At 70.0% G+C, this 18,097-nt stretch carries 16 protein-coding genes; 12 read left to right on the top strand and 4 right to left on the bottom strand.

Annotated elements, in window-relative coordinates:
* Nucleotides 1-3: 3 nt before the first annotated feature.
* The 9 genes from P1K31_RS15375 (at nucleotide 4) to P1K31_RS15335 (ending at nucleotide 7,822) form a co-directional block, all read left to right on the top strand.
* Nucleotides 4-930 (top strand): NAD-dependent epimerase/dehydratase family protein, encoded by a 927-nt coding sequence (locus tag P1K31_RS15375; protein ID WP_276304206.1) that lies wholly within the window; start codon nucleotides 4-6, stop codon nucleotides 928-930.
* A gap of 19 nt (nucleotides 931-949) precedes the next feature.
* Nucleotides 950-1,924, top strand: coding sequence for an NAD-dependent epimerase/dehydratase family protein (locus tag P1K31_RS15370; protein WP_276304205.1), 975 nt, complete (start codon nucleotides 950-952; stop codon nucleotides 1,922-1,924).
* Nucleotides 1,925-2,102: 178 nt separating this feature from the next.
* Entirely contained in the window at nucleotides 2,103-3,692 is a 1,590-nt protein-coding gene (locus tag P1K31_RS15365; RefSeq protein WP_276304204.1) for a bacterio-opsin activator domain-containing protein, read from the top strand.
* A 70-nt stretch (nucleotides 3,693-3,762) separates the two neighbouring features.
* A complete protein-coding gene (locus P1K31_RS15360) occupies nucleotides 3,763-4,134 on the top strand; it encodes a DUF7344 domain-containing protein (RefSeq protein WP_276304203.1) in 372 nt (123 codons plus the stop codon).
* Nucleotides 4,131-4,484 carry a DUF7344 domain-containing protein gene (locus tag P1K31_RS15355; RefSeq protein WP_276304202.1) on the top strand — a complete coding sequence of 118 codons (354 nt, stop codon included), beginning with the start codon at nucleotides 4,131-4,133 and terminating at the stop codon, nucleotides 4,482-4,484. The genes P1K31_RS15360 and P1K31_RS15355 overlap by 4 nt, the downstream gene beginning before the upstream one ends.
* 168 nt (nucleotides 4,485-4,652) lie before the next feature.
* Complete coding sequence (locus P1K31_RS15350; protein WP_276304201.1) at nucleotides 4,653-6,275, top strand: bacterio-opsin activator domain-containing protein; 1,623 nt, start codon at nucleotides 4,653-4,655, stop codon at nucleotides 6,273-6,275.
* 127 nt (nucleotides 6,276-6,402) lie between these two features.
* Nucleotides 6,403-6,561, top strand: coding sequence for a hypothetical protein (locus tag P1K31_RS15345; RefSeq protein WP_276304200.1), 159 nt, complete (start codon nucleotides 6,403-6,405; stop codon nucleotides 6,559-6,561).
* Nucleotides 6,558-6,902, top strand: coding sequence for a DUF7344 domain-containing protein (locus P1K31_RS15340; RefSeq protein ID WP_276304199.1), 345 nt, complete (start codon nucleotides 6,558-6,560; stop codon nucleotides 6,900-6,902). Before P1K31_RS15345 ends, P1K31_RS15340 begins: the two co-directional genes overlap by 4 nt.
* A gap of 266 nt (nucleotides 6,903-7,168) precedes the next feature.
* Nucleotides 7,169-7,822, top strand: coding sequence for a helix-turn-helix domain-containing protein (locus tag P1K31_RS15335; protein WP_276305752.1), 654 nt, complete (start codon nucleotides 7,169-7,171; stop codon nucleotides 7,820-7,822).
* 16 nt (nucleotides 7,823-7,838) lie between these two features.
* Here P1K31_RS15335 and P1K31_RS15330 read toward each other — a convergent pair whose 3' ends face one another.
* Together P1K31_RS15330 and P1K31_RS15325 are read right to left on the bottom strand one after the other, a co-directional pair.
* Nucleotides 7,839-8,198 (bottom strand): hypothetical protein, encoded by a 360-nt coding sequence (locus P1K31_RS15330; protein ID WP_276304198.1) that lies wholly within the window; start codon nucleotides 8,196-8,198, stop codon nucleotides 7,839-7,841.
* Between the two features lie 19 nt (nucleotides 8,199-8,217).
* Nucleotides 8,218-9,357: an aromatic ring-hydroxylating oxygenase subunit alpha gene (locus tag P1K31_RS15325; protein ID WP_276304197.1), complete on the bottom strand. Its 1,140-nt coding sequence runs from the start codon at nucleotides 9,355-9,357 to the stop codon at nucleotides 8,218-8,220.
* Between the two features lie 408 nt (nucleotides 9,358-9,765).
* Between P1K31_RS15325 and P1K31_RS15320 the strand changes: the two genes are divergently transcribed.
* The 3 genes from P1K31_RS15320 to P1K31_RS15310 all read left to right on the top strand — a co-directional run bounded on the left by P1K31_RS15320 (nucleotide 9,766) and on the right by P1K31_RS15310 (nucleotide 15,424).
* Entirely contained in the window at nucleotides 9,766-12,264 is a 2,499-nt protein-coding gene (locus P1K31_RS15320) for a GcvT family protein (protein ID WP_276304196.1), read from the top strand.
* A gap of 16 nt (nucleotides 12,265-12,280) precedes the next feature.
* Nucleotides 12,281-13,519: a threonine ammonia-lyase gene (gene ilvA / locus P1K31_RS15315; protein WP_276304195.1), complete on the top strand. Its 1,239-nt coding sequence runs from the start codon at nucleotides 12,281-12,283 to the stop codon at nucleotides 13,517-13,519.
* 312 nt (nucleotides 13,520-13,831) lie between these two features.
* A complete protein-coding gene (locus tag P1K31_RS15310; protein ID WP_276304194.1) occupies nucleotides 13,832-15,424 on the top strand; it encodes a BCCT family transporter in 1,593 nt (530 codons plus the stop codon).
* 105 nt (nucleotides 15,425-15,529) lie between these two features.
* Here P1K31_RS15310 and glyA read toward each other — a convergent pair whose 3' ends face one another.
* Nucleotides 15,530-16,777 carry a serine hydroxymethyltransferase gene (glyA, locus tag P1K31_RS15305; protein ID WP_276304193.1) on the bottom strand — a complete coding sequence of 416 codons (1,248 nt, stop codon included), beginning with the start codon at nucleotides 16,775-16,777 and terminating at the stop codon, nucleotides 15,530-15,532.
* Nucleotides 16,778-16,953: 176 nt separating this feature from the next.
* The gene (gene solA, locus P1K31_RS15300) at nucleotides 16,954-18,093 is read right to left on the bottom strand and encodes an N-methyl-L-tryptophan oxidase (RefSeq protein ID WP_276304192.1); all 1,140 of its coding nucleotides are present in this window, start codon (nucleotides 18,091-18,093) and stop codon (nucleotides 16,954-16,956) included.
* Nucleotides 18,094-18,097 lie beyond the last annotated feature (4 nt).

Here is an 18,097-nt window from a genome sequence, read left to right as displayed (position 1 = left end):
GGCATGGACGTCCTCGTCACCGGCGGCCTCGGGTACATCGGCAGCGTGCTGGTCCCGCTGCTGGACGGCGACGAGCGCGTCGACCGGGTCGTGGTCATGGACGACACCTCCACGGGATCGCCGCGCGCGTTGAAGGGCGCGCTGACCGACGGCATCGACTTCCGCCTCGGCGACGTGCGCGAGTACGGCAACGTCGAGAGCGCGATGCGCGGCTGCGACGCCGTCGTCAACCTCGCGGCCATCACCGGCGCGTCGAGCACCCACGACCGCCGCGAGGAGACCTTCGAGACCAACCTCGACGGGACGGAGAACGTCCTCACCGCGGCGGGGAAACTCGGCGTCGGGAACGTCGTCGTCGCCTCCTCGTGTAACCTCTACGGCCGCGCGACGAGCACGGACCTGGACGAGACGGTCGAACCCGATCCGATCAACCCCTACGCCGAGACGAAGTACCAGTGCGAGGGACTGCTGCGCGACGCCTGCGAGGAGTTCGGCCTCGACGGCGTCGCGCTGCGGATGGCGACCAACTACGGCGACGCCCCCGGCGTCCGGTTCAATCTCGTGGTGAACACGTTCGTCTTCCGGGCGCTCACCGGTCGGCCCCTCACGGTCTACGGCGACGGATCGAACTGGCGACCCTTCATCCACGTCCGGGACGCGGCGGCGGCGTACGCCCACGCCGCCCTCGAACCCGACCGCTGGGAGCACCTCGTCTACAACGTCGGGTCGAACGAGGACAACTACCGGATCAGCGAGATCGCGGAGGTCGTCGCCGAGGAGGTCGGCCCCGTGGACGTGACGTACCTCGAGGACGAACACCCCGGCCCGTCCTACCACGTGAACTTCGACCGCATCGCCGAGACGGGCTACGGGACGGAGTGGACGCTCCGCGAGGGCGTCCGCGACCTGGCAAAGGCATTCAAACCCTGACTGTCACTATCTACCCACGATGACATCCCAGAGCGATTCACCGCACGTCGCCGTCACCGGTGCGGCGGGCTACATCGGCAGCCGCGTCGTCTACGAACTATCGCAGGTCCACCCCGACTGGGAGGTGACCGCCCTTGACAACTTCTACCTCGGGGAGGTCCGCCGGATCGGCGACGTGCCGGTGGAGCACGTCGACGTTCGCCACCGCGAGGAACTCGAGGACGCGCTCTCGGGCGCGGACGTCGTCCTGCACCTCGCGGCGCTCAGCGGCGTGGACGACTGCGACGACCACCCCGACCTCGCCTACGAGGTGAACGTCCAGGGGACCGAGAACGTCGCCTGGTTCTGCCGCAAGACCGGCGCGGCGCTCGGGTTTCCGTTCTCCATGGCGGTCATCGGCGACCCCGACGAGTTCCCCATCACGATCGACCTCCCGCGCGACCCGCTCAACTGGTACGGCCGCACGAAGGTCCTCAACGAGACCGCCATCGAGTGGTACGCCGACGGCGCGTTCCCGTCCCACCAGTTCATGGTCGCCAACCTCTACGGCGAACACGAGGTCGACGGCCGGACGGTGTCGAAGGGGACGGTCATCAACTTCTTCGTGAACCGCGCGCTCGACGGCGAGGACCTGACGGTGTACGAACCCGGGACGCAGTCGCGTAACTTCGTCCACGTGAAGGACGTGGCGCGGGCGTTCGTCCGTAGCGCCGAGCGACTGGTGGACCTGCGCGCGGACGACGAGACCGGCGTCGAGAAGTTCGAGATCGCGACCGACGAGGACCCCGGCGTCATCGAGGTGGCCGAACTCGTCCGGGAGATCGCGCTGGAGGAGCGCGGTCTCGACCCCGAGGTGAAGCTCGTCGAGAACCCCAGGAGCGGAGAGACGCTCGTCGACTCCTTCGAGGTCGACACCGGAGCGGCCCGCAGCGTCCTCGGCTGGGAACCGCGGGAGTCCGTCGAGGCGAGCGTCCGGGACCTCCTGCGGGAGTAGGGGTCGAATCCTCGACGCCGGGGCGGAACGCACTCCGTCCCGGACCAGTCAGTACCGCGGCGTCTCTCGGTTTTCGAGTATGGCGATCGGCACGATTAATACGCGGTCGCGATCTACAGCAGCGCACACAACTGTTAGCAACCGACGCGGCGTCGGTGCGCGTGTGGACGCGAGAGTCATGGCAGAAGACGTCGAATTCAGGGGGATAGTCGAACAGGCGGGGCACGCGGTCGTCGTCCTCGACGCGGACGGGACCATCGAGTACGCCAACCGCGCGTTCGAGCGGCTCACCGGGTATCGGGCGAGCGAGGTCGTCGGTCGTCCGTATCGGTTCGTGGTGTCGGAGCACGCCGCGGGGTACGCGGAGGAAGCCCGGCGGACGGCGCTCGCGGGCGAGACGTGGCGCGGCGAGGTGCCCGTCGAGCGGGCGTCGGGCGACTCGTGCGTCGTCCATCAGAGCGTCGCCCCGACGACGACCGACGGAGCGGTCACGGGGCTCGTCGTCGTCGCGGCGGAGCGGGCCGAGCCGACGTCGAAGGAGCGGGTGCTCGAGGAGCGGTTCGAGCGCCTCGAGCGCGTAAAGCGCATCATCGACGCCGTGCGACCGGTGACCGGTATACTGCTCGACGCCTCGACGCGGGAGGAGGTGTACGAACCCGTCTGCGATCGGCTCGTCGAGACGGACGCGTACGACGTCGCCTGGCTCGGCGACTATCACCCGGCGAGCGACGAGGTCGCCCTCCGAGCGCTCTCCGGCGTCGAGGCGGGGGACCTCGGCTCGTTTACCGCCGACCCGACGGACGCCGACGGGCCCGTGGCGCGCGCCGTCCGTACGAGGGAGGCGCAGGTCGTCACCGACCTGGCCGGCCACCTCTCCGCGACGTCCCTCCCGGCGGATCGGTTCCGGGACCTCGCCGCCGGGATCGTCGTCCCGCTCTTCCACGGCGAGACCGTCTACGGCCTGTTGGGCGTCTATACCGCTCGCACGAGCGCCTTCGAGGAGTACGAACGGCTCGTCCTGGCGGAGATCGGTGCCATCGTGGGGTACGCCTACCGCGCCATCGAGAACCGACAGCTGCTCCTCTCGGACACCGTCGTCGAGGTCGAGTTCCGCAGCACGGACACCCGTCTGCACGCCGTCGCCGTGAACGCGGAGCACGGCGGACGCTTCGAGCTTCGCAGCCTCGTGCCCGCCCCGGACGACACGCTGCTCGCCTACGTCGAGGTGCGCGACGTCGATCCTCGGATCGTCCTCGACTCGATGGCCGAGACCTCCGACGTCCGCGAGTGTCGCGTCGTCAGCGAGGACGTCGCCGACCAGGCGGCACTCGTGCAGTGTCGGCTGGTCGCCGGGTTCCTGTCCCTCCCGATCGCCGAGTACGGGGCGAACGTTCGGTCGCTCGTGGTCGAGGACGGCGTCATGGATCTCGTCTGCGAAGTCTCCCCGCACACGGACGTCCGCGCGTTCGTCGAGCACGTGACGACCGCGTCCCCGGAGACGGAGGTCGTGCGCAAGCGCGAGCGGACGGGAGCGGTGACCGACGACCGGCCGCCGGAGGCGCGACAGCTCGCCGAGCAGCTGACCGAGCGCCAGCGCGACGCGCTGGAGGCGGCCTACCGCGCCGGCTACTTCGAGTGGTCCAGAGAGAGTACCGCCGAGGAGGTCGCCGCCGCCATGGGCATCACCGCCCCCACCTTCCACAAACACCTCCGCAAGGGCCTCGACGCCGTCATGACCGCGCTCTTCGAGGCGGACGAACCGTCATGAGTCGCTTTCCGAGAGCTAGTTAGACTAGCTTCCCCATTTATTCCGATCCTTACTCGATGAGCAGATAAGCATGAGCGGGGTACCCGGCAGTCCATCGGAGGCGAGAACGGTCGAGCGCGCGCTACCGGTCGACACCGTGTTCGGACTGCTCAGCGACGGCCGACGCCGACGCGTCCTGACGTACCTGGACCGTCACGAACCGCGTATCGAGGTCGGTCGGCTCGCGGAGCGACTGACCGAGGGCCGGGACGGAGCGACTCCCGAAGCGGTCGCCATCGCGCTCCACCACGTCCACCTCCCGAAACTCGACGCGGCGGGCGTCGTCAGCTACGACGCGGCCGCGCGGACCGTCGAACGCGAGCCGGCGGCCGACCAGCTGCGGCCGTACCTGCTGCTGGCGCGGGCGGACGAGCGCGGCGACGTCGGCACCGGAGGGCGATGACGGCCACCGACACCGCAGGGCGCGACGAGGACCCGGCCGACATCTACCCGACGCGGTACTACGTGATGGTCGTGCTGCGCGAGCACGTCTCGCTGGCGCTGGCGGACCTCGCCGACGAGGTGGCCGTCCGCGAGCACGACCGCCCGCTTTCCGAGATACCACCGGCGGTCGTCTGCGAACACTACCACGAGCTCTACGACGTGCACGTTCCGGCGCTCGCGGCCGTCGGCGTGCTCACCTACGATCAGGAGCGGGACCTGGTCGCGCTCGACGGCTACGGCCCCGCACAGACCGCCCTCGACGAAGCCCACCTGCTCGCCTACGCTCCCCACCGACCCCCCGAGGACTGAGACGGCCCCCGGCTCGCTCCCGAACGCGACCCCGACCTCTCGTGCCGTGACGGTATCACATATGAAGCCACATCGTACCACCTATATACGACTCCGCGGAATCACCCCGTAGACGCGGTCCGTCGATCACCCTCGCCGCGCGTTCGCGAGGGGACAGATCCAGGAACGATGCCGGGGAGCACAAACGACAGGGGGGAAACGTGTCCGAACGACCAACACCTACGCCACGTCGTCGGTAACGGGGCGGTCGGCGCGAGTCGAACCGACGCGGAACTGCGGTACGTCCGGGTGTACCGCCCGCTCGTCGGCGACCTGCCCGAGTCGGAGATGGTGGGGAAACGCGACGACGAGCTCTACGCGACCGACGTCGCGGATCGCCTCCGCGAACCGAAGGAGGCCGCCCGCGAGACGGGGGAACTCGTCGAGCGTCGGGTGACGCTACCGGACGGCGACGAGGATCGGACCTACCGACTCGTCGCCGCGCCGATCCGGGGACGCGACGGGGCGGTCGAGGGCGTGATGGACGTCGCGTACGACGTCACCGCACAGGTCGCCCTCGAAGCGACCGAGCGGAAGCTCCGGCGTCGGTGCGCGCAACTCGAACACGTAGAGCGCGTCGGTAACTGCGTGAGGGCGACGCTCGACGTCCTCCTGCAGGCGTCGACCCGCGAGGAGGCGTACCAGCCGCTCTGCGACCGGCTCGTGAACTCGGAGCTGTACGAGACCGCCAGCATCGCCGATTACCGCCCGGAGCGCGACGAGGCAGTCGTCCGCGCGCAGTCGGGGGCCGGGATCGCCGAGGACGGCGGGACCGCCACCGCGGACGTCGTAGCGTTGAAGGACGGCGCGACGGGCCGCGCCGTTCGGACGCGGGAACCGCAGGTGCTCCCCGCGGGCGACTCCCGCTCGCGGCCGCTCGACTGGCTCCCGGCCGACGCGCGGGGGCACCGCGTCGTCGTCGTGCCCCTCACCTACGGTCGGATCGTCTACGGCGTCGTCGGTCTCACCGCCGACCGCGAGGACGCGTTCGGCGAGTACGAACTGAAGATCCTCCGCGAACTGGGTACCGTCATCGGCTACGCGTACCACACCATCGAGAACAAGCGCCAGCTCCTCTCGGACACCGTCGTGGAGCTCGAATTCCGCAGCACCGACCGACGATCGTTCCTCATCGGCCTCTCGGCGGAGTACGGCTACCGCGGCGAGCTGCAGAGCCTCGTCCCGGCGTCCGACGGCACGCTGCTCGCCTACGAGTTCATCTCCGGCGTCGATCCGCGCGTCGTGGTCGAGGCCGCCGCCGACGAACCGACCATCAGCGAGTGTCGGGTGATCCGCGAGGAGGAGGACGGCGCGCTCCTCCAGTTCCAGCTGGTCGAGTCGTTCATCACGCTCGCGCTCGCGGAGTACGGCGCGACCGTCCGGTCGATCGTCGTGGAGGACGGCGTCGCCGACTTCGTCTGCGAAGTCTCCCCGCACACCGACGTCCGGGCGCTGGTCGAGCAGGTCAAGACCGCGTTCCCGGAGACGGAGCTACGGCGCAAGCGGGAGGTCGACCGGTCGGACCCGGCGAACCGTCCCGACGAGAGGCAACGACTCGGGGAACGGCTGACCGAGCGCCAGCGCGACGCGCTGGAGGCGGCCTACCGCGCCGGCTACTTCGAGTGGTCCAGAGAGAGTACCGCCGAGGAGGTCGCCGCCGCCATGGGCATCACCGCCCCCACCTTCCACAAACACCTCCGCAAGGGCCTCGACGCCGTCATGACCGCGCTCTTCGAGGCGGACGGACGCTGATCGCTGACCGCTGACCCGTCGGCCGTCGAGGAGCCGACCACGTCCGGTGATCCGCCGATCCCGTGGTCCGTCGGGGCTAGCGTGACTAGCTCCCCCGGTTATATCCCCCTCCCTCGACTTCGGGACGATGAGCCGCGTGACACCGACTTCCGAACGGGAGCGAGGGGTTCGCCCGACCATCCGGGTCGACACCGACGGCGGTTCGCTCGACGGTCGTCGCGTCCCGGCCGACGCCGACGGCGACCCCCGTGACCGCGCGGCCGTCACCGGGGATCCGTCGCCGTGACGGTACCCGATGATGCCGACGGCGACGCCCACCTCGAGACGGCGCTCCACCCCGTCCAGCGGTTCGTACTCTCCACCGTCCGGGAGCACGTCTCGGTGACGCTCGCGGACCTCGCCGACGAGGTGTCGGTGAGAGAGCGCGGCCGACCGCTCCCCGAGATCCCGGAGACCGACGTACTGGAACGGTACTTCGACCTCTACGAGACGCACGTCCCGGCGCTCGCGGACCGGGATGTCGTGACCTACGACCCGGCGTCCGACCGCGTGTGGCTCGCGGGACACGACCCCGCGGCGACGGCGCTCGACGAGACGCTCCTGAACCGGTACCAGAGCGGGCGCTGAGGAGAGATCCACCGGAGGAGAGGCGTCGTCCGGTTCGACGGGAATCCCGGCGGACCCCTCGCCCGCGCGTCGACCGCGCCGGCACAACCCTTACAACCGATGTTCGACATCTCTTTGTCATACATGCACACACCACGCGAGGTCCGGTGCGCCGTCGGTCGGGGAACCGCGGGGAGGGCACCCTCGACGACCGGGCGAGCGGCGGGCGCGCGATCGAGATCGCCTCCGGCCGCGTCGGCCGGAGGCACCCCGCGGGGCGAACGGCCGTGAACGTCATCGCCGAGGTGTACGTCGCCCACCCCGACATGGCGCTCGCCCCCACCATCAGGGCCGTCTCGGACGTGGCCGTGCAGGTCGTCCCTCACTCGGGAACGGACCCCGAGACGGGGATGTTCTTCTTCCTGGTCGAGGGGGAGGAGGACGCGCTGCGAGCGTTCGAAGCGTCGCTCGAGGAGGACCACACCGTCGACTCGGCGACGCTGGTCTCGGCGTCGGGATCGACGCGCATCTACAGGTTGTGCCACCCGGAGGGGACGAAGCTACTCTCGCCGAGGACCGCGGAGGTCGGCGGCCTCATGCTCGAGGCCGAGAGCGACAGCGTCGGGTGGGCCGTTCGGCTGCAACTCCCCGACCGGGAGGCGCTCGCGCCGCTGTGGGAGTACTGCGAGGCCGAGGGCATCGCGTTCGAGCTGAGACAGCTCTACCGGCAGGAGGAGTGGACCATCGGCGGCGTCACGGGGTTGACGGAGGCACAGCGGGTCACGCTGCTGATGGCGTACGAACGGGGGTACTTCAGCGAGCCCCGCGAGACGTCGCTCGAGGACCTCGCCGAGGCGCTCGACATCTCGCCCACGGCGGTCGGCGGGCGCATCCGCCGCGGGACGGCAAGGCTCATCGAGGCGACGCTCAAAGAGGAGTGACCGGGGGCACCGGCGGTCAGGTCGCGCGGAGGTGATCGTCCCGCGGCTCGTAGAGCCCCCCGCGCATCCGCAGCGCCCGGATCCGCTCCAGCGTCTCGCCCATCGAGACGCCCCGCGCGCCCAGCGCCGCGGCGACGACCCCGATAGGGACGCCGTCCTCGTGGCGTCCGTCGAGTTCGTCGACGATCGCCGCGAGGTCGCCGTCCGGGAGGGCGTCGTCGCCGTCGAACGCGGCGCGCTCCCACACGACGTCGTGGCCGGTCGCGGCGCGGTGGCGCCGGTAGAAGGCGACGGTCTCGTTCGCGTCGTCCGTCGCCCGCCGCTCCTCGCAGTCGGGGCAGGCGACGACGAACGCCGCGGATCTCCGTTCGCTCATGATCGGACGGACGGGCCGCTCACGCGTCGTACGCCTCCTGGGCGAGGCGGTGGAACTTGTGGAGCGTGTGCTCGTTCGGCCCGAGCTGCGCCTGCGCCATCGCGCCCATCTTCAGCCCCGCGTACTGGCGTTCGACCAGCTCGAAGTCCTCCTCCTGGAGCTGCCGGCTCGTCCGGACGAACTCCTCCTCCTCCTCGCTCAGGTCGGCGTCCCGGAAGTAGTAGTCGGCGATGAGCTGGAACCGCCCCTCGTCGATGGGATCGATGATGTAGGTGCCGTAGCCGTCGGCGGTCCCGTACATGTTGACGGTGAAGTTCGGCCAGAGGTAGTAGAACTTGGCCTCGTGTTCCTCGTGGATGCGTAGCTCGTCGTCCACGTCCTCCTCGTGGGTGTAGTGGAGGACCCAGTGGTAGTCGTCGACCTCGAGTTCGGACTCGTCGAGTCGGATCCCCTTGATCCAGTCCTGGTGATTGGACTGGCAGTGATCGCACTCGGAGTAGTTGCCGCCGAAGGTCTTCCAGTTGCACTCCACCTCCGAGACGTACCGGCGGGCGAGTTCGTACTCCTCGAGCGGCAGCGCCTCCAGTTCGTCCTTCATCTTCCCCGCCTGCTCCGCGAGCGCCATCGGATCGTCGTCGAAGTTGACGAACACCAGCGGGCCGATCGAGTCGGTGTGTACCTCCATCAGCCCGTTTCGCTCGGGGTCGAGCTTCCGCACCTCGTCGTCCTCGAGGTCGGGGTTGAGACTCGCCTCCTCGAAGCTCTTCGGCGTGCTCGCGAGCGTCCCGTCCAGGTCGTACGTCCAGAGGTGGTACGGGCACTTGATCCGCCGCATGTTGCCCGGGTCGGTCATCGGGGTGTCGTCGACCATCTTCGACCCGCGGTGGGCGCAGACGTTGTAGTACGCCCGCACCTCGCCGTCGCGGTCGCGCACGACGATGACCTGCCGGTCGCCGACCGTCCGGGTGAAGAAGTCACCCGGCTCCGGGACGGCGTTCGCGTGCCCCGCGTAGATCCAGTACCGGGAGAACACCGCCTCCTTCTCCATCTCGTGGACCTCGGGGTCGGTGAAGTACCTCGCCGGGAGCGCGTTCGTCTCCTCGGTGATGTCGGCGCTGACGGTGCCGACCTCGTCGGTTCCGTTGTTCCACCGTGTCATGTGCTATTGGTGACCACATTCGTTAAAAAGCCTTGACCGCCAGTATCCCAGACGTATAAGTACGGGGGCGAACTCGGACGAGGGAGTGGAGACCGCAAATACGCCCCGAAAGCCCCCTGGCGCTACGCTCCCACGGTTCGTTGCGCGCTTCGCTCGCTAGCGCTCGCTGTAGTGCTTACGTCGCCGGGGTTCGCGTAGCGCCAGGCCCCTTTCAGTCCTACCCGTCGTGGGCTGCCTGGTCAGCGATCGCTCGACTGGACACCGCGAACCGGGCCGTAGAAGGGTCGCCCACCGACCCCCGCGAACCGACCAGGGGAACGGGGCCTCTCGACCCGTTCGACGGCGGGGCTTGAATGGGTTAGCTATCTCACACGGAGGCTTATGCCGGGGTTGACCGGATCACGATACATGACAGCAGAGGACACGCCGCCGTCGAGGGCGGGAACGGTCATCGTCGGCGCGGGGTGCGTCGGGTGCAGCGCCGCCTACCACCTGACCGACCTCGGCCGCGAGGACGTCGTCGTCGTCGATCAGGGGCCGCTGTTCGAGACCGGCGGCTCGACCTCCCACGCCCCCGGGCTGGTGTTCCAGACGGCCGGGAACGAGCTGATGACGAGGATGGCCGCGTACACCCGGGAGCTGTACGCCGACCTCGACGGCTTTCGCACGTGCGGCGGCATCGAGGTCGCCTACAGCCCGGAGCGCTGGGCGTACCTGAAGCGAAAGCGCGAGCGGGGGATGGCCTACGGGATCGAGGGGGGCGAACTGCTCTCGCCGGAGGCGGTCGCCGAGCGCGTCCCCCAGATCGACGAGTCGGTGATCCGCGGGGGGTACTACGTCCCGACGGACGGGAAGGCCCACGCGGTCGACGTCTCCGCGACGATGGCGGAGCGCGCCAGCGAGCGGGGGGCGGAGTTCTACGGCCACACGACGGTCACCGACGTCGAGGTCGAGGACGGCGCGGTGCGCGCGGTCGTCACCGACCGGGGGCGCGTCGCCGCCGACGAGGTGCTGGTCGCCACGAACATCTGGGGGCCGCTGTTCGGCGACATGGTCGGCGTGGACGTCCCGCTCGTCCCCTGCGCCCACCAGTACCTCGTCTCCGACGAGCTGGACACGCTGGCCGGGGCGACCCGCGAGATCGAACAGCCGATCCTGCGCCACCAGGACTACTCGCTGTACTTCCGCCAGCACGGGGAGCGCTACGGCGTCGGCTCGTACAACCACGCGCCGCTGCTGGTCGACCCGGAGGACATCCTCGCCCCCGAGGAGGCCCCCGAGATGCCCTCGATCCGCGAGTTCACCGCGGAGCACTTCTACGAGAACACCCACCCCGACCACGACCGGTCTGCCCACGACGCGGCGCGCGAACTCGTCCCCGCGCTCGGGGACTGCGAGTTCACCTCGCGGATCAACGGGATGTTCTCGTTCACGCCCGACGGCATGCCCATCCTGGGGGAGACCGAGGAGGTGGACGGCCTCTGGTGGGCGCTCGCGATCTGGGTCACCCAGTCCGGCGGCGCGGGGGAGGTCGTCGCCGAGTGGATGGAGCGGGGCGTCCCGCGGCTCGCCGGCGAGCGCGTGGACGTGACCGGGGCGCACGTCGATCGGTTCCAGCCCCACGCCGGCGCGCGGTCGTACGTCCGCGACCGCGGCGGCCAGCAGTACCGCGAGGTCTACCAGCTCGTCCACCCGCGAGAGCAGCCGCGGGGCCAGCGCGGCCTCCGGCGGAGCCCCTACCACCCCCACCAGCGGGAGCTGGGCGCGGAGTTCTACGACAGCGGCGGCTGGGAGTCGGCGCAGTGGTACGAGGCGAACGAGGCGCTCGGCCCCGAGTACGACGTGCCCGATCGGTCGGGCTGGCTTGGACGGGGCTGGTCGCCGGCCCACGGGATCGAGCACCGGGCCGTCCGCGACCGCGTCGGGCTGTACGACCTGACGTCGTTCACCGTCATCGAGGTGACCGGCGACGGGGCGCGCGACTACCTCCAGGGGCTGCTCTCCAACGACGTCGACGTGTCGCCGGGGCGCGTCCGGTACACGACCATGCTGAACGAGGCCGGGGGCGTCCTCGCCGACCTGACGGTCTCCCGGCTGGCGGACGACCGGTTCCTCCTGCTGACCGGCGGCGGGGCGTCGGGCACCGAGCAGGGCCGCTGGATCCGCGAGCGCGCCCCCGACGACGGCTCGGTGACGGTCGTCGACCGGACCTCGGGCTACTGCGGGCTCGGCGTCTGGGGGCCGAACGCCCGCGCGACCCTCGGGCCCGTCACCGAGGCGGACCTCTCGAACGACGCGTTCCCGTTCTTCTCGGTGCAGGAGACGTACGTCGGGAGCGTACCGGTCACCATGCTGCGCGTCTCCTACGTGGGCGAACTCGGCTGGGAGCTGTACGCCCCGATGGAGTACGGCGCGGGGCTCTGGGAGACCGTCTGGGCGGCCGGCGAGGACCACGGCGTCCTCGCGATGGGCGACGCCGCGCTGAACTCGATGAGCATGGAGAAGGGCTTCCGGCTCTGGGGGTCGGACCTCACGCCGGAGTACGACCCGTACGAGGCCGGACTGGGGTTCGCGGTCGACCTCGACACCGACTTCGTCGGGAAGGACGCCCTGCTCGCGGCGCGCGATCGGGGCATCGACCGGAAGCTCGCGCCGATGACGCTCGGCGATCCGGGCGCGGTGGTCGACGCCGGGCGGCCGATCACGGACGGCGAGGAGACCCTCGGGTACGCCGCGCGCGCCGACTACGGCTACACGATCGACGCGGGGATCGTCTACGGCTACCTGCCGGCGGCGTACGCCGAACCCGGTCGCTCGGTCGAGATCCGGTACGAGGGCGAGCGCTACGGCGCGACCGTGCGGGACGAACCGCTGTTCGACCCGGACCGGGAGAAGCTACTTCGATGAGATCGAAGGGGGAGCCATGAGCGAGAACCCGCGGGGGACGGTCACGTTCGCCGACGTCGAGGCGGCGCTGGAGCGACTCGACGACGAGACGGTGGTGAAGCGCACGCCCGTCGAGCGGAGCACGTCGCTCGATCGGCTGACGGGCGGCGAGATCCACCTCAAGATGGAGCACCTGCAGTGGACGGGGTCGTTCAAGACGCGCGGCGCGTACAACAAGATCAGACAGTGCGTCGAGTCCGACGGGGCGGAGCGGTTCGTGGCGGCCAGCGCGGGCAACCACGCCCAGGGAGTCGCGCTCGCGGCGACCCGCCTCGGCGTCGAATCGACCATCGTCATGCCCCGGGCGGCCCCGCAGACGAAGGTCGACGCCACCCGGGGCTACGGCGCGACGGTGGAACTCGTCGGGCGTGACTTCCAGGAGGCGATGGCCCACGCCCGGGAGCTGGTGGCCGACTCGGACGCGACCTTCGTCCACGCCTACGACGACCCCGCCATCGTCGCGGGGCAGGGGACCCTCGGGATCGAGATGCACGAGGACCTCCCGGGGGTCGACACGGTGATCGTCCCCGTCGGGGGCGGCGGACTCGTCTCCGGGATCGCGACGGCGTTCGCCGAGCTCTCCCCCGAGACGCGGATCGTGGGCGTCCAGGCCGAGGGCGCGGCGACGGTCGCGGACAGCCTGGAGAAGGGCGGACCCGTCACGCTCGACTCGGTGAACACGATCGCCGACGGCATCGCGACCGGCGGGATCTCCGAGCTCACGCTCTCGCTCATCGAGGAGCACGTGGACGAAGTCGTCACCGTCACGGACGGCGAGATCGCTCGCGCCGTACTCCTGCTCTTAGAGCGGGCGAAGCAGGTCGTCGAGGGGGCGGGCGCGGCGTCGGTCGCCGCGCTCCTGAGCGACGGCCTCGACGTCGAGGGCGAGACGGTCATGCCGCTGCTCTGCGGGGGCAACCTCGACATGACGATGCTCCAGACGGTGCTCGTCCACGCGCTCACCGACCGCGAGCAGTTGCTCCGCCTCCGCGTCCGCATCGACGACCGGCCGGGGAAGATGGCGGAGATATCGAGGCTCATCGCCGACCACAACGCCAACATCCAGTCCATCCGCCACGAGCGCGACGCCCCCGAACTCGACGTCGGCGAGGCCTACCTCGTCTTCCGTATCGAGACCAGCGGCGCGGGCCACGCCCGCAACATCATCCGCTCGATACGGAGCCACGGCTACGAGGTCAAACACATCAACGCCTGAGCGGCGTCCCGGTTCGGGGCGACGGTGACGGCGACGACGACGGCGTAGAGGGTCGCCCGCGACGGCGGACCCCGCGGTCGGTTCGACCGATCGCGCACAAAAACACCGCTCCTGATTAACCTCAGGCTTTACCGTGGATGATAGAGACTGCCACATGGAGGCCCATACCATGCTACTACGTGGCAGAGAACGGACGGGCCACCCGATGTCGTCCGAGAGGAGGGTCGGAGCGGAGCGAGGGCGCGCGTCGAGACACCGGGTGCGCCGGCGGAACAGTGCGGTAGAGACGTGCGGCGAGCCGGGAGGGACGCCATGAGGGGCGATCGAGGCGCGTTCGGGCGGTTCGTCGACGAGCTCGATCCGGTCGTCTTCGGCGTCGGGGTGACGGTCTCGCTGCTCGCGGTCGCGGCGTTCGTCCTCCGGCCGTCGGCGTCGGCGAAGACGCTGTCGGGGATCAACACGTTCCTGTGGACGAACCTCGGCTGGTTCTACCTCATCGCGATGTTCGTCCTCGTCCTGTTCGTGCTGTTTCTCACGTTCGGACCGTGGGGGAACATCAAACTCGGCGCGCCGGACGACGAACCGGAGTACAGTTACCTCGCGTACTTCGCGATGCTCTACTCGGCGGGGATCGCCGCCGGCATCGTGTTCTGGGGACCGGCGGAGGCCATCTACCACTTCGACAGCGTCCCGCCGCTGTTCGGCGGGCTCGAGGCGCAGTCGCCCGCCGCGGCCATCGGGGCCATCCAGTACACGTTCTTCCACTGGGGCATCTCGGCGTGGTCCGCGTACTGCATCATCGGCATCCCCGTGGCGTACTACGCTTACCGTCACGGCGCGCCGATGCGCGTCTCGACGGTCATCGCCCCGCTCGTGGGGCTCGACGGCCTCGACGGCGTCTGGGCGAAGCTGGTCGACGTCCTCGCGGTGTTCGCCACCATCGGCGGCATCGCCACGACGCTCGGGCTGGTGGGCAGCCAATTTCTCACCGGCATCGAGTACACGACCGGGGCGAGCGTCGGCGACCTCGGGACCGTGCTGGTCATCACCGGCCTGACGGTCGCGTTCACCCTCTCGGTCGCCGTCGGCGTCGACAGGGGCATCCGACGGGTGTCGAACTTCAACATGGCGCTGTTCGCCGTCGTCACCGTCGCGACGTTCGTCCTCGGACCGACGGTGTACATCACGACCACCGGACTGGAGGCCACCGGGCGGTACGTAAACCAGTTCGTCCAGATGAGCTTCTACATGAACGCCGCCAACGACGTCTCGTGGGTCGGCGGCTGGACCGTCTTCTACTGGGCGTGGTGGTTCTCGTGGGCACCGTTCGTCGGGCTGTTCATCGCGCGCATCTCGCGGGGGCGGACCGTCCGGCAGGTGACCGTCACGGGCGTGCTCGCGTCGACGGGCGTCACCATCCCCTGGTTCGCGACGATGGGCGGCACGTCCCTCTTCCTCCAGAGCACCGGTGCCGCCGACATCCTCGCCGCCATCGGCGAGTACGGCGAGGCCGGCGCGGGCTACCCGCTGTTCGAGGCGCTGCCCGGGGGCGGGGTGTTGACGGTGCTGTTCCTGCTGCTCGTGACGACGTTCTTCGTCACGTCGGCGGACTCCTCGACGCTCGCGCTGGGGATGCTCACGACCGGCGGCGAACGCCACCCCTCGACGATCAACCGCGTCATCTGGGGCGGCTTCATGGGGGCGCTCGCCTCGCTGCTGATGGTCATCGGCGGCGTCGACGCGCTCCAGGCGGCCGCCATCATCACCGGCGGCCCCTTCGCCGCGATCACCCTCGTGGCGGTCGTGGCGATGATCTGGACGTTCGGCGACATCAGACCCGTGTTCCTCGACAGCGAGACGACCTCGAGGACGTCGATCGGCGCGGTGGCCGAGGACGACGACTAGAACGGGGAACTGAACGACCCTCCCCGGTCGCGCCCCGGACGGGCGCGGGGCTCGTCTTCGACCCGACCGGACCGCCGAACGCCGGGGCACCGGCGCGCCCGACGCTCAGTTTCGATACACCGGGAACGCCTCGCAGAGCCGGTCGACCTCGCGTCCGACGCGCTCGCGAACCGCGTCGTCGTCCGGGGCGTCAAGCACGTCGACGATCGACCCGCCGACCGTCTCCATCTCGTCCGTCCCGAACCCGCGGGTCGTCACGCCGGGGGTGCCGACGCGGACGCCCGAGGGGTTGAACGGCGAGCGGGTCTCGCCGGGCACCGTGTTCTTGTTCAGGACGATTCCCACGTCCTCCAGCGCGGACTCGGCGTCCCCGCCCGCAGTGTCGGGGTGTGACTCGCGCAGGTCGACGAGGAGGAGGTGCTTGTCCGTCCCGCCGGAGACGAGCGAGAGGCCGCGCTCGCGGAAGAGCTCGGCGAGCGTCTTCGCGTTGTCGACGACCTGCCGTGCGTAGTCGGCGAATTCGGGTTCGAGCGCCTCCTCGAACCCGACGGCCTTGCCCGCGACATTGTGCATGAGCGGGCCGCCCTGCCCGCCCGGAAAGACCGCTGAGTCGATGGCGTCGGCGTGCTCCTCGTCGCACAGGACGATGCCGCCGCGGCCCGCCCGGATCGTCTTGTGCGTGCTCCCCGTGACGAAGTCGGCGATCCCGACGGGCGAGGGGTGGACGCCGGCGGCGACCAGCCCCGTGACGTGGGCCATGTCCGCCAGGTGGTAGGCTCCGACCCCCTCGGCGGTCTCCTGGATCGTCTCCCACTCGAACGCCCGCGGGTAGGCCGAGGACCCCGAGACGATCACGTCGGGGTCGAACTCGCGGGCGGTCGCGGCCAGGTCGGCGTAGTCGAGGTAGCCGGTCTCGGGATCCACCTCGTACTGCTCGACCTCGTACAGCTGCCCCGAGAAGTTCACCGCGTGCCCGTGGCTGAGGTGGCCGCCGTGGGTGAGATCGAGCGAGAGGATCTTGTCCCCGGGCTCGAGCATCGCGAAGTAGACCGCCATGTTCGCCTGCGTCCCCGAGTGCGGCTGGACGTTCACGTGCTCCGCGCCCCACAGCTCCTTCGCTCGATCGATCGCCAGCCGCTCGACCTCGTCCACGTGCTCGCACCCGCCGTAGTAGCGCTCGCCGGGGTAGCCCTCGGCGTACTTGTTCGTGAGCGCGGTCCCCTGCGCTTCGAGAACCGCCGGGGAGACGTGATTCTCCGAGGCGATCATCCCGAGCGTCGACTCCTGGCGCTCGCGCTCGCGGGCGACGGCCGCCCGCACCTCCGGGTCGACCTCCGTGAGTGGGCCTGACATGGTACACCCATCAGGAGATCGCCGCAAGTACCTTCGTCGCAGGTTATCGAGGCATTGATTAGCCCGCGGCGGGCGCGGGCACCGACGCGGAACGCAGCGGACCGAGCGGAACGGGCCGGGTCGCGTTGAGTCGGATCGCGGCGAGTCGGGTCGCGGCGCGTCTGATCCGCGCTCGATCAGTTGAACCGATCGAGCGCGAACATATCGATCGGGTGGTCGGTCTCCCCGTCCAGCGCGAGGTCGGCCAGAATCTCGCCGATCACGCTCGCGAACTTGAAGCCGTGGCCGGAGAAGCCCGCGCCGACGGCCACCTGCGGGTGGTCGGAGAGCGTGTCGAGGATGAAGTGCTCGTCCGGGGAGTTGGTGAACATGCACGTGGCGAGGCGCATGGTCGGCCCGGCGGCGTCGGGGAAGTACTTCGCCGTGAACTCCCGAAGGAGGCGCTCGTCCTCCGGTTCGAGGTCGCGGTTCCAGTCGTCCGGGTCGACCTCCTCGTCGCGGTGGTGGTACTTCCCGAGCTTGAACCCCGGCACGTCGTAGACCGGTAGGCCGTAGAATCGCCCCTCCGGGACGCTCACGTTCCAGACGGGAAAGTTCTCCGGGCGGAACGTCGCGGGCGTCTCCGGCTGGAACCACGCGAGCACCTGCCGCTCGGGGACTGCGAGCCCCGACAGCTCGTCGGCGAACTTGTCGTTCCACGCGCCCGCGGCGAGGACCAGCCGGTCGGCGCGGTACGTCCCCCGGTCGGTCTCGACGCGGACGCCGCCGTCGGCCGTCTCCGCCCAGTCCGCGACGCGCTCGCGGGCGCGCACCTCGGCCCCCGCGGCCTGCGCAGCCTCCACGTGCCCGACGATGGCCTGCTCCGGGACGACGAACCCCCCGTCGGGCTGGTAGAGCGCCCGGTAGTCCTCCGGCAGCCGGTAGCCGGGGAACCGCTCGGCCAGCTCCGCGCCCGTCAGCACCTCGTGGGGGATGTCGTACTCCTCGCAGGAGCGCAGCGACCCCTCGAAGACGACATCGCCCGCCGGGGCCGCGTCGACCGACCCGGTCCGGTGGACGACCGGCCGGCCGGTCTCCTCGGCCAGGTCGTCCCAGAGGTCATACGCCCGCTCGATCAGCGGGATGTACGACGGGTGCTCGTAGTACGCCCGCCTGATGATGCGCGTGATGCCGTGGGACGACCCGTTCGCGTGCGGGACGTCGAACCGCTCGATGCCGAGGACGTCGACGCCGCGGCGCGCCAGGTGGTAGACGGCGGCGCTGCCCATCCCACCCACGCCGAGGACGATCACGTCGTACTCGCGTTCCGGAGCCATGGTC

Origin of the sequence: Halomarina halobia (assembly GCF_029338575.1) — an archaeon.
Taxonomy (GTDB): Archaea; Halobacteriota; Halobacteria; order Halobacteriales; family Haloarculaceae; genus Halomarina; species Halomarina halobia.
Note: the sequence above shows the minus strand (reverse complement) of the source record. Positions and strands in the feature narration are given on the sequence as shown.

Excerpts from the sequence above, each read along its gene's own strand:
- P1K31_RS15370 (WP_276304205.1), top strand. The coding sequence starts at position 950 with ATGACATCCCAGAGCGATTCACCGCACGTCGCCGTCACCGGTGCGGCG.
- P1K31_RS15330 (WP_276304198.1), bottom strand. The coding sequence starts at position 8,198 with ATGAGCGAACGGAGATCCGCGGCGTTCGTCGTCGCCTGCCCCGACTGC.
- P1K31_RS15360 (WP_276304203.1), top strand. The coding sequence starts at position 3,763 with ATGAGCGGGGTACCCGGCAGTCCATCGGAGGCGAGAACGGTCGAGCGC.
- ilvA (WP_276304195.1), top strand. The coding sequence starts at position 12,281 with ATGAGCGAGAACCCGCGGGGGACGGTCACGTTCGCCGACGTCGAGGCG.
- glyA (WP_276304193.1), bottom strand. The coding sequence starts at position 16,777 with ATGTCAGGCCCACTCACGGAGGTCGACCCGGAGGTGCGGGCGGCCGTC.
- P1K31_RS15365 (WP_276304204.1), top strand. The coding sequence starts at position 2,103 with ATGGCAGAAGACGTCGAATTCAGGGGGATAGTCGAACAGGCGGGGCAC.
- P1K31_RS15345 (WP_276304200.1), top strand. The coding sequence starts at position 6,403 with ATGAGCCGCGTGACACCGACTTCCGAACGGGAGCGAGGGGTTCGCCCG.
- P1K31_RS15310 (WP_276304194.1), top strand. The coding sequence starts at position 13,832 with ATGAGGGGCGATCGAGGCGCGTTCGGGCGGTTCGTCGACGAGCTCGAT.
- P1K31_RS15375 (WP_276304206.1), top strand. The coding sequence starts at position 4 with ATGGACGTCCTCGTCACCGGCGGCCTCGGGTACATCGGCAGCGTGCTG.
- solA (WP_276304192.1), bottom strand. The coding sequence starts at position 18,093 with ATGGCTCCGGAACGCGAGTACGACGTGATCGTCCTCGGCGTGGGTGGG.
- P1K31_RS15325 (WP_276304197.1), bottom strand. The coding sequence starts at position 9,357 with ATGACACGGTGGAACAACGGAACCGACGAGGTCGGCACCGTCAGCGCC.
- P1K31_RS15355 (WP_276304202.1), top strand. The coding sequence starts at position 4,131 with ATGACGGCCACCGACACCGCAGGGCGCGACGAGGACCCGGCCGACATC.
- P1K31_RS15350 (WP_276304201.1), top strand. The coding sequence starts at position 4,653 with ATGCCGGGGAGCACAAACGACAGGGGGGAAACGTGTCCGAACGACCAA.
- P1K31_RS15320 (WP_276304196.1), top strand. The coding sequence starts at position 9,766 with ATGACAGCAGAGGACACGCCGCCGTCGAGGGCGGGAACGGTCATCGTC.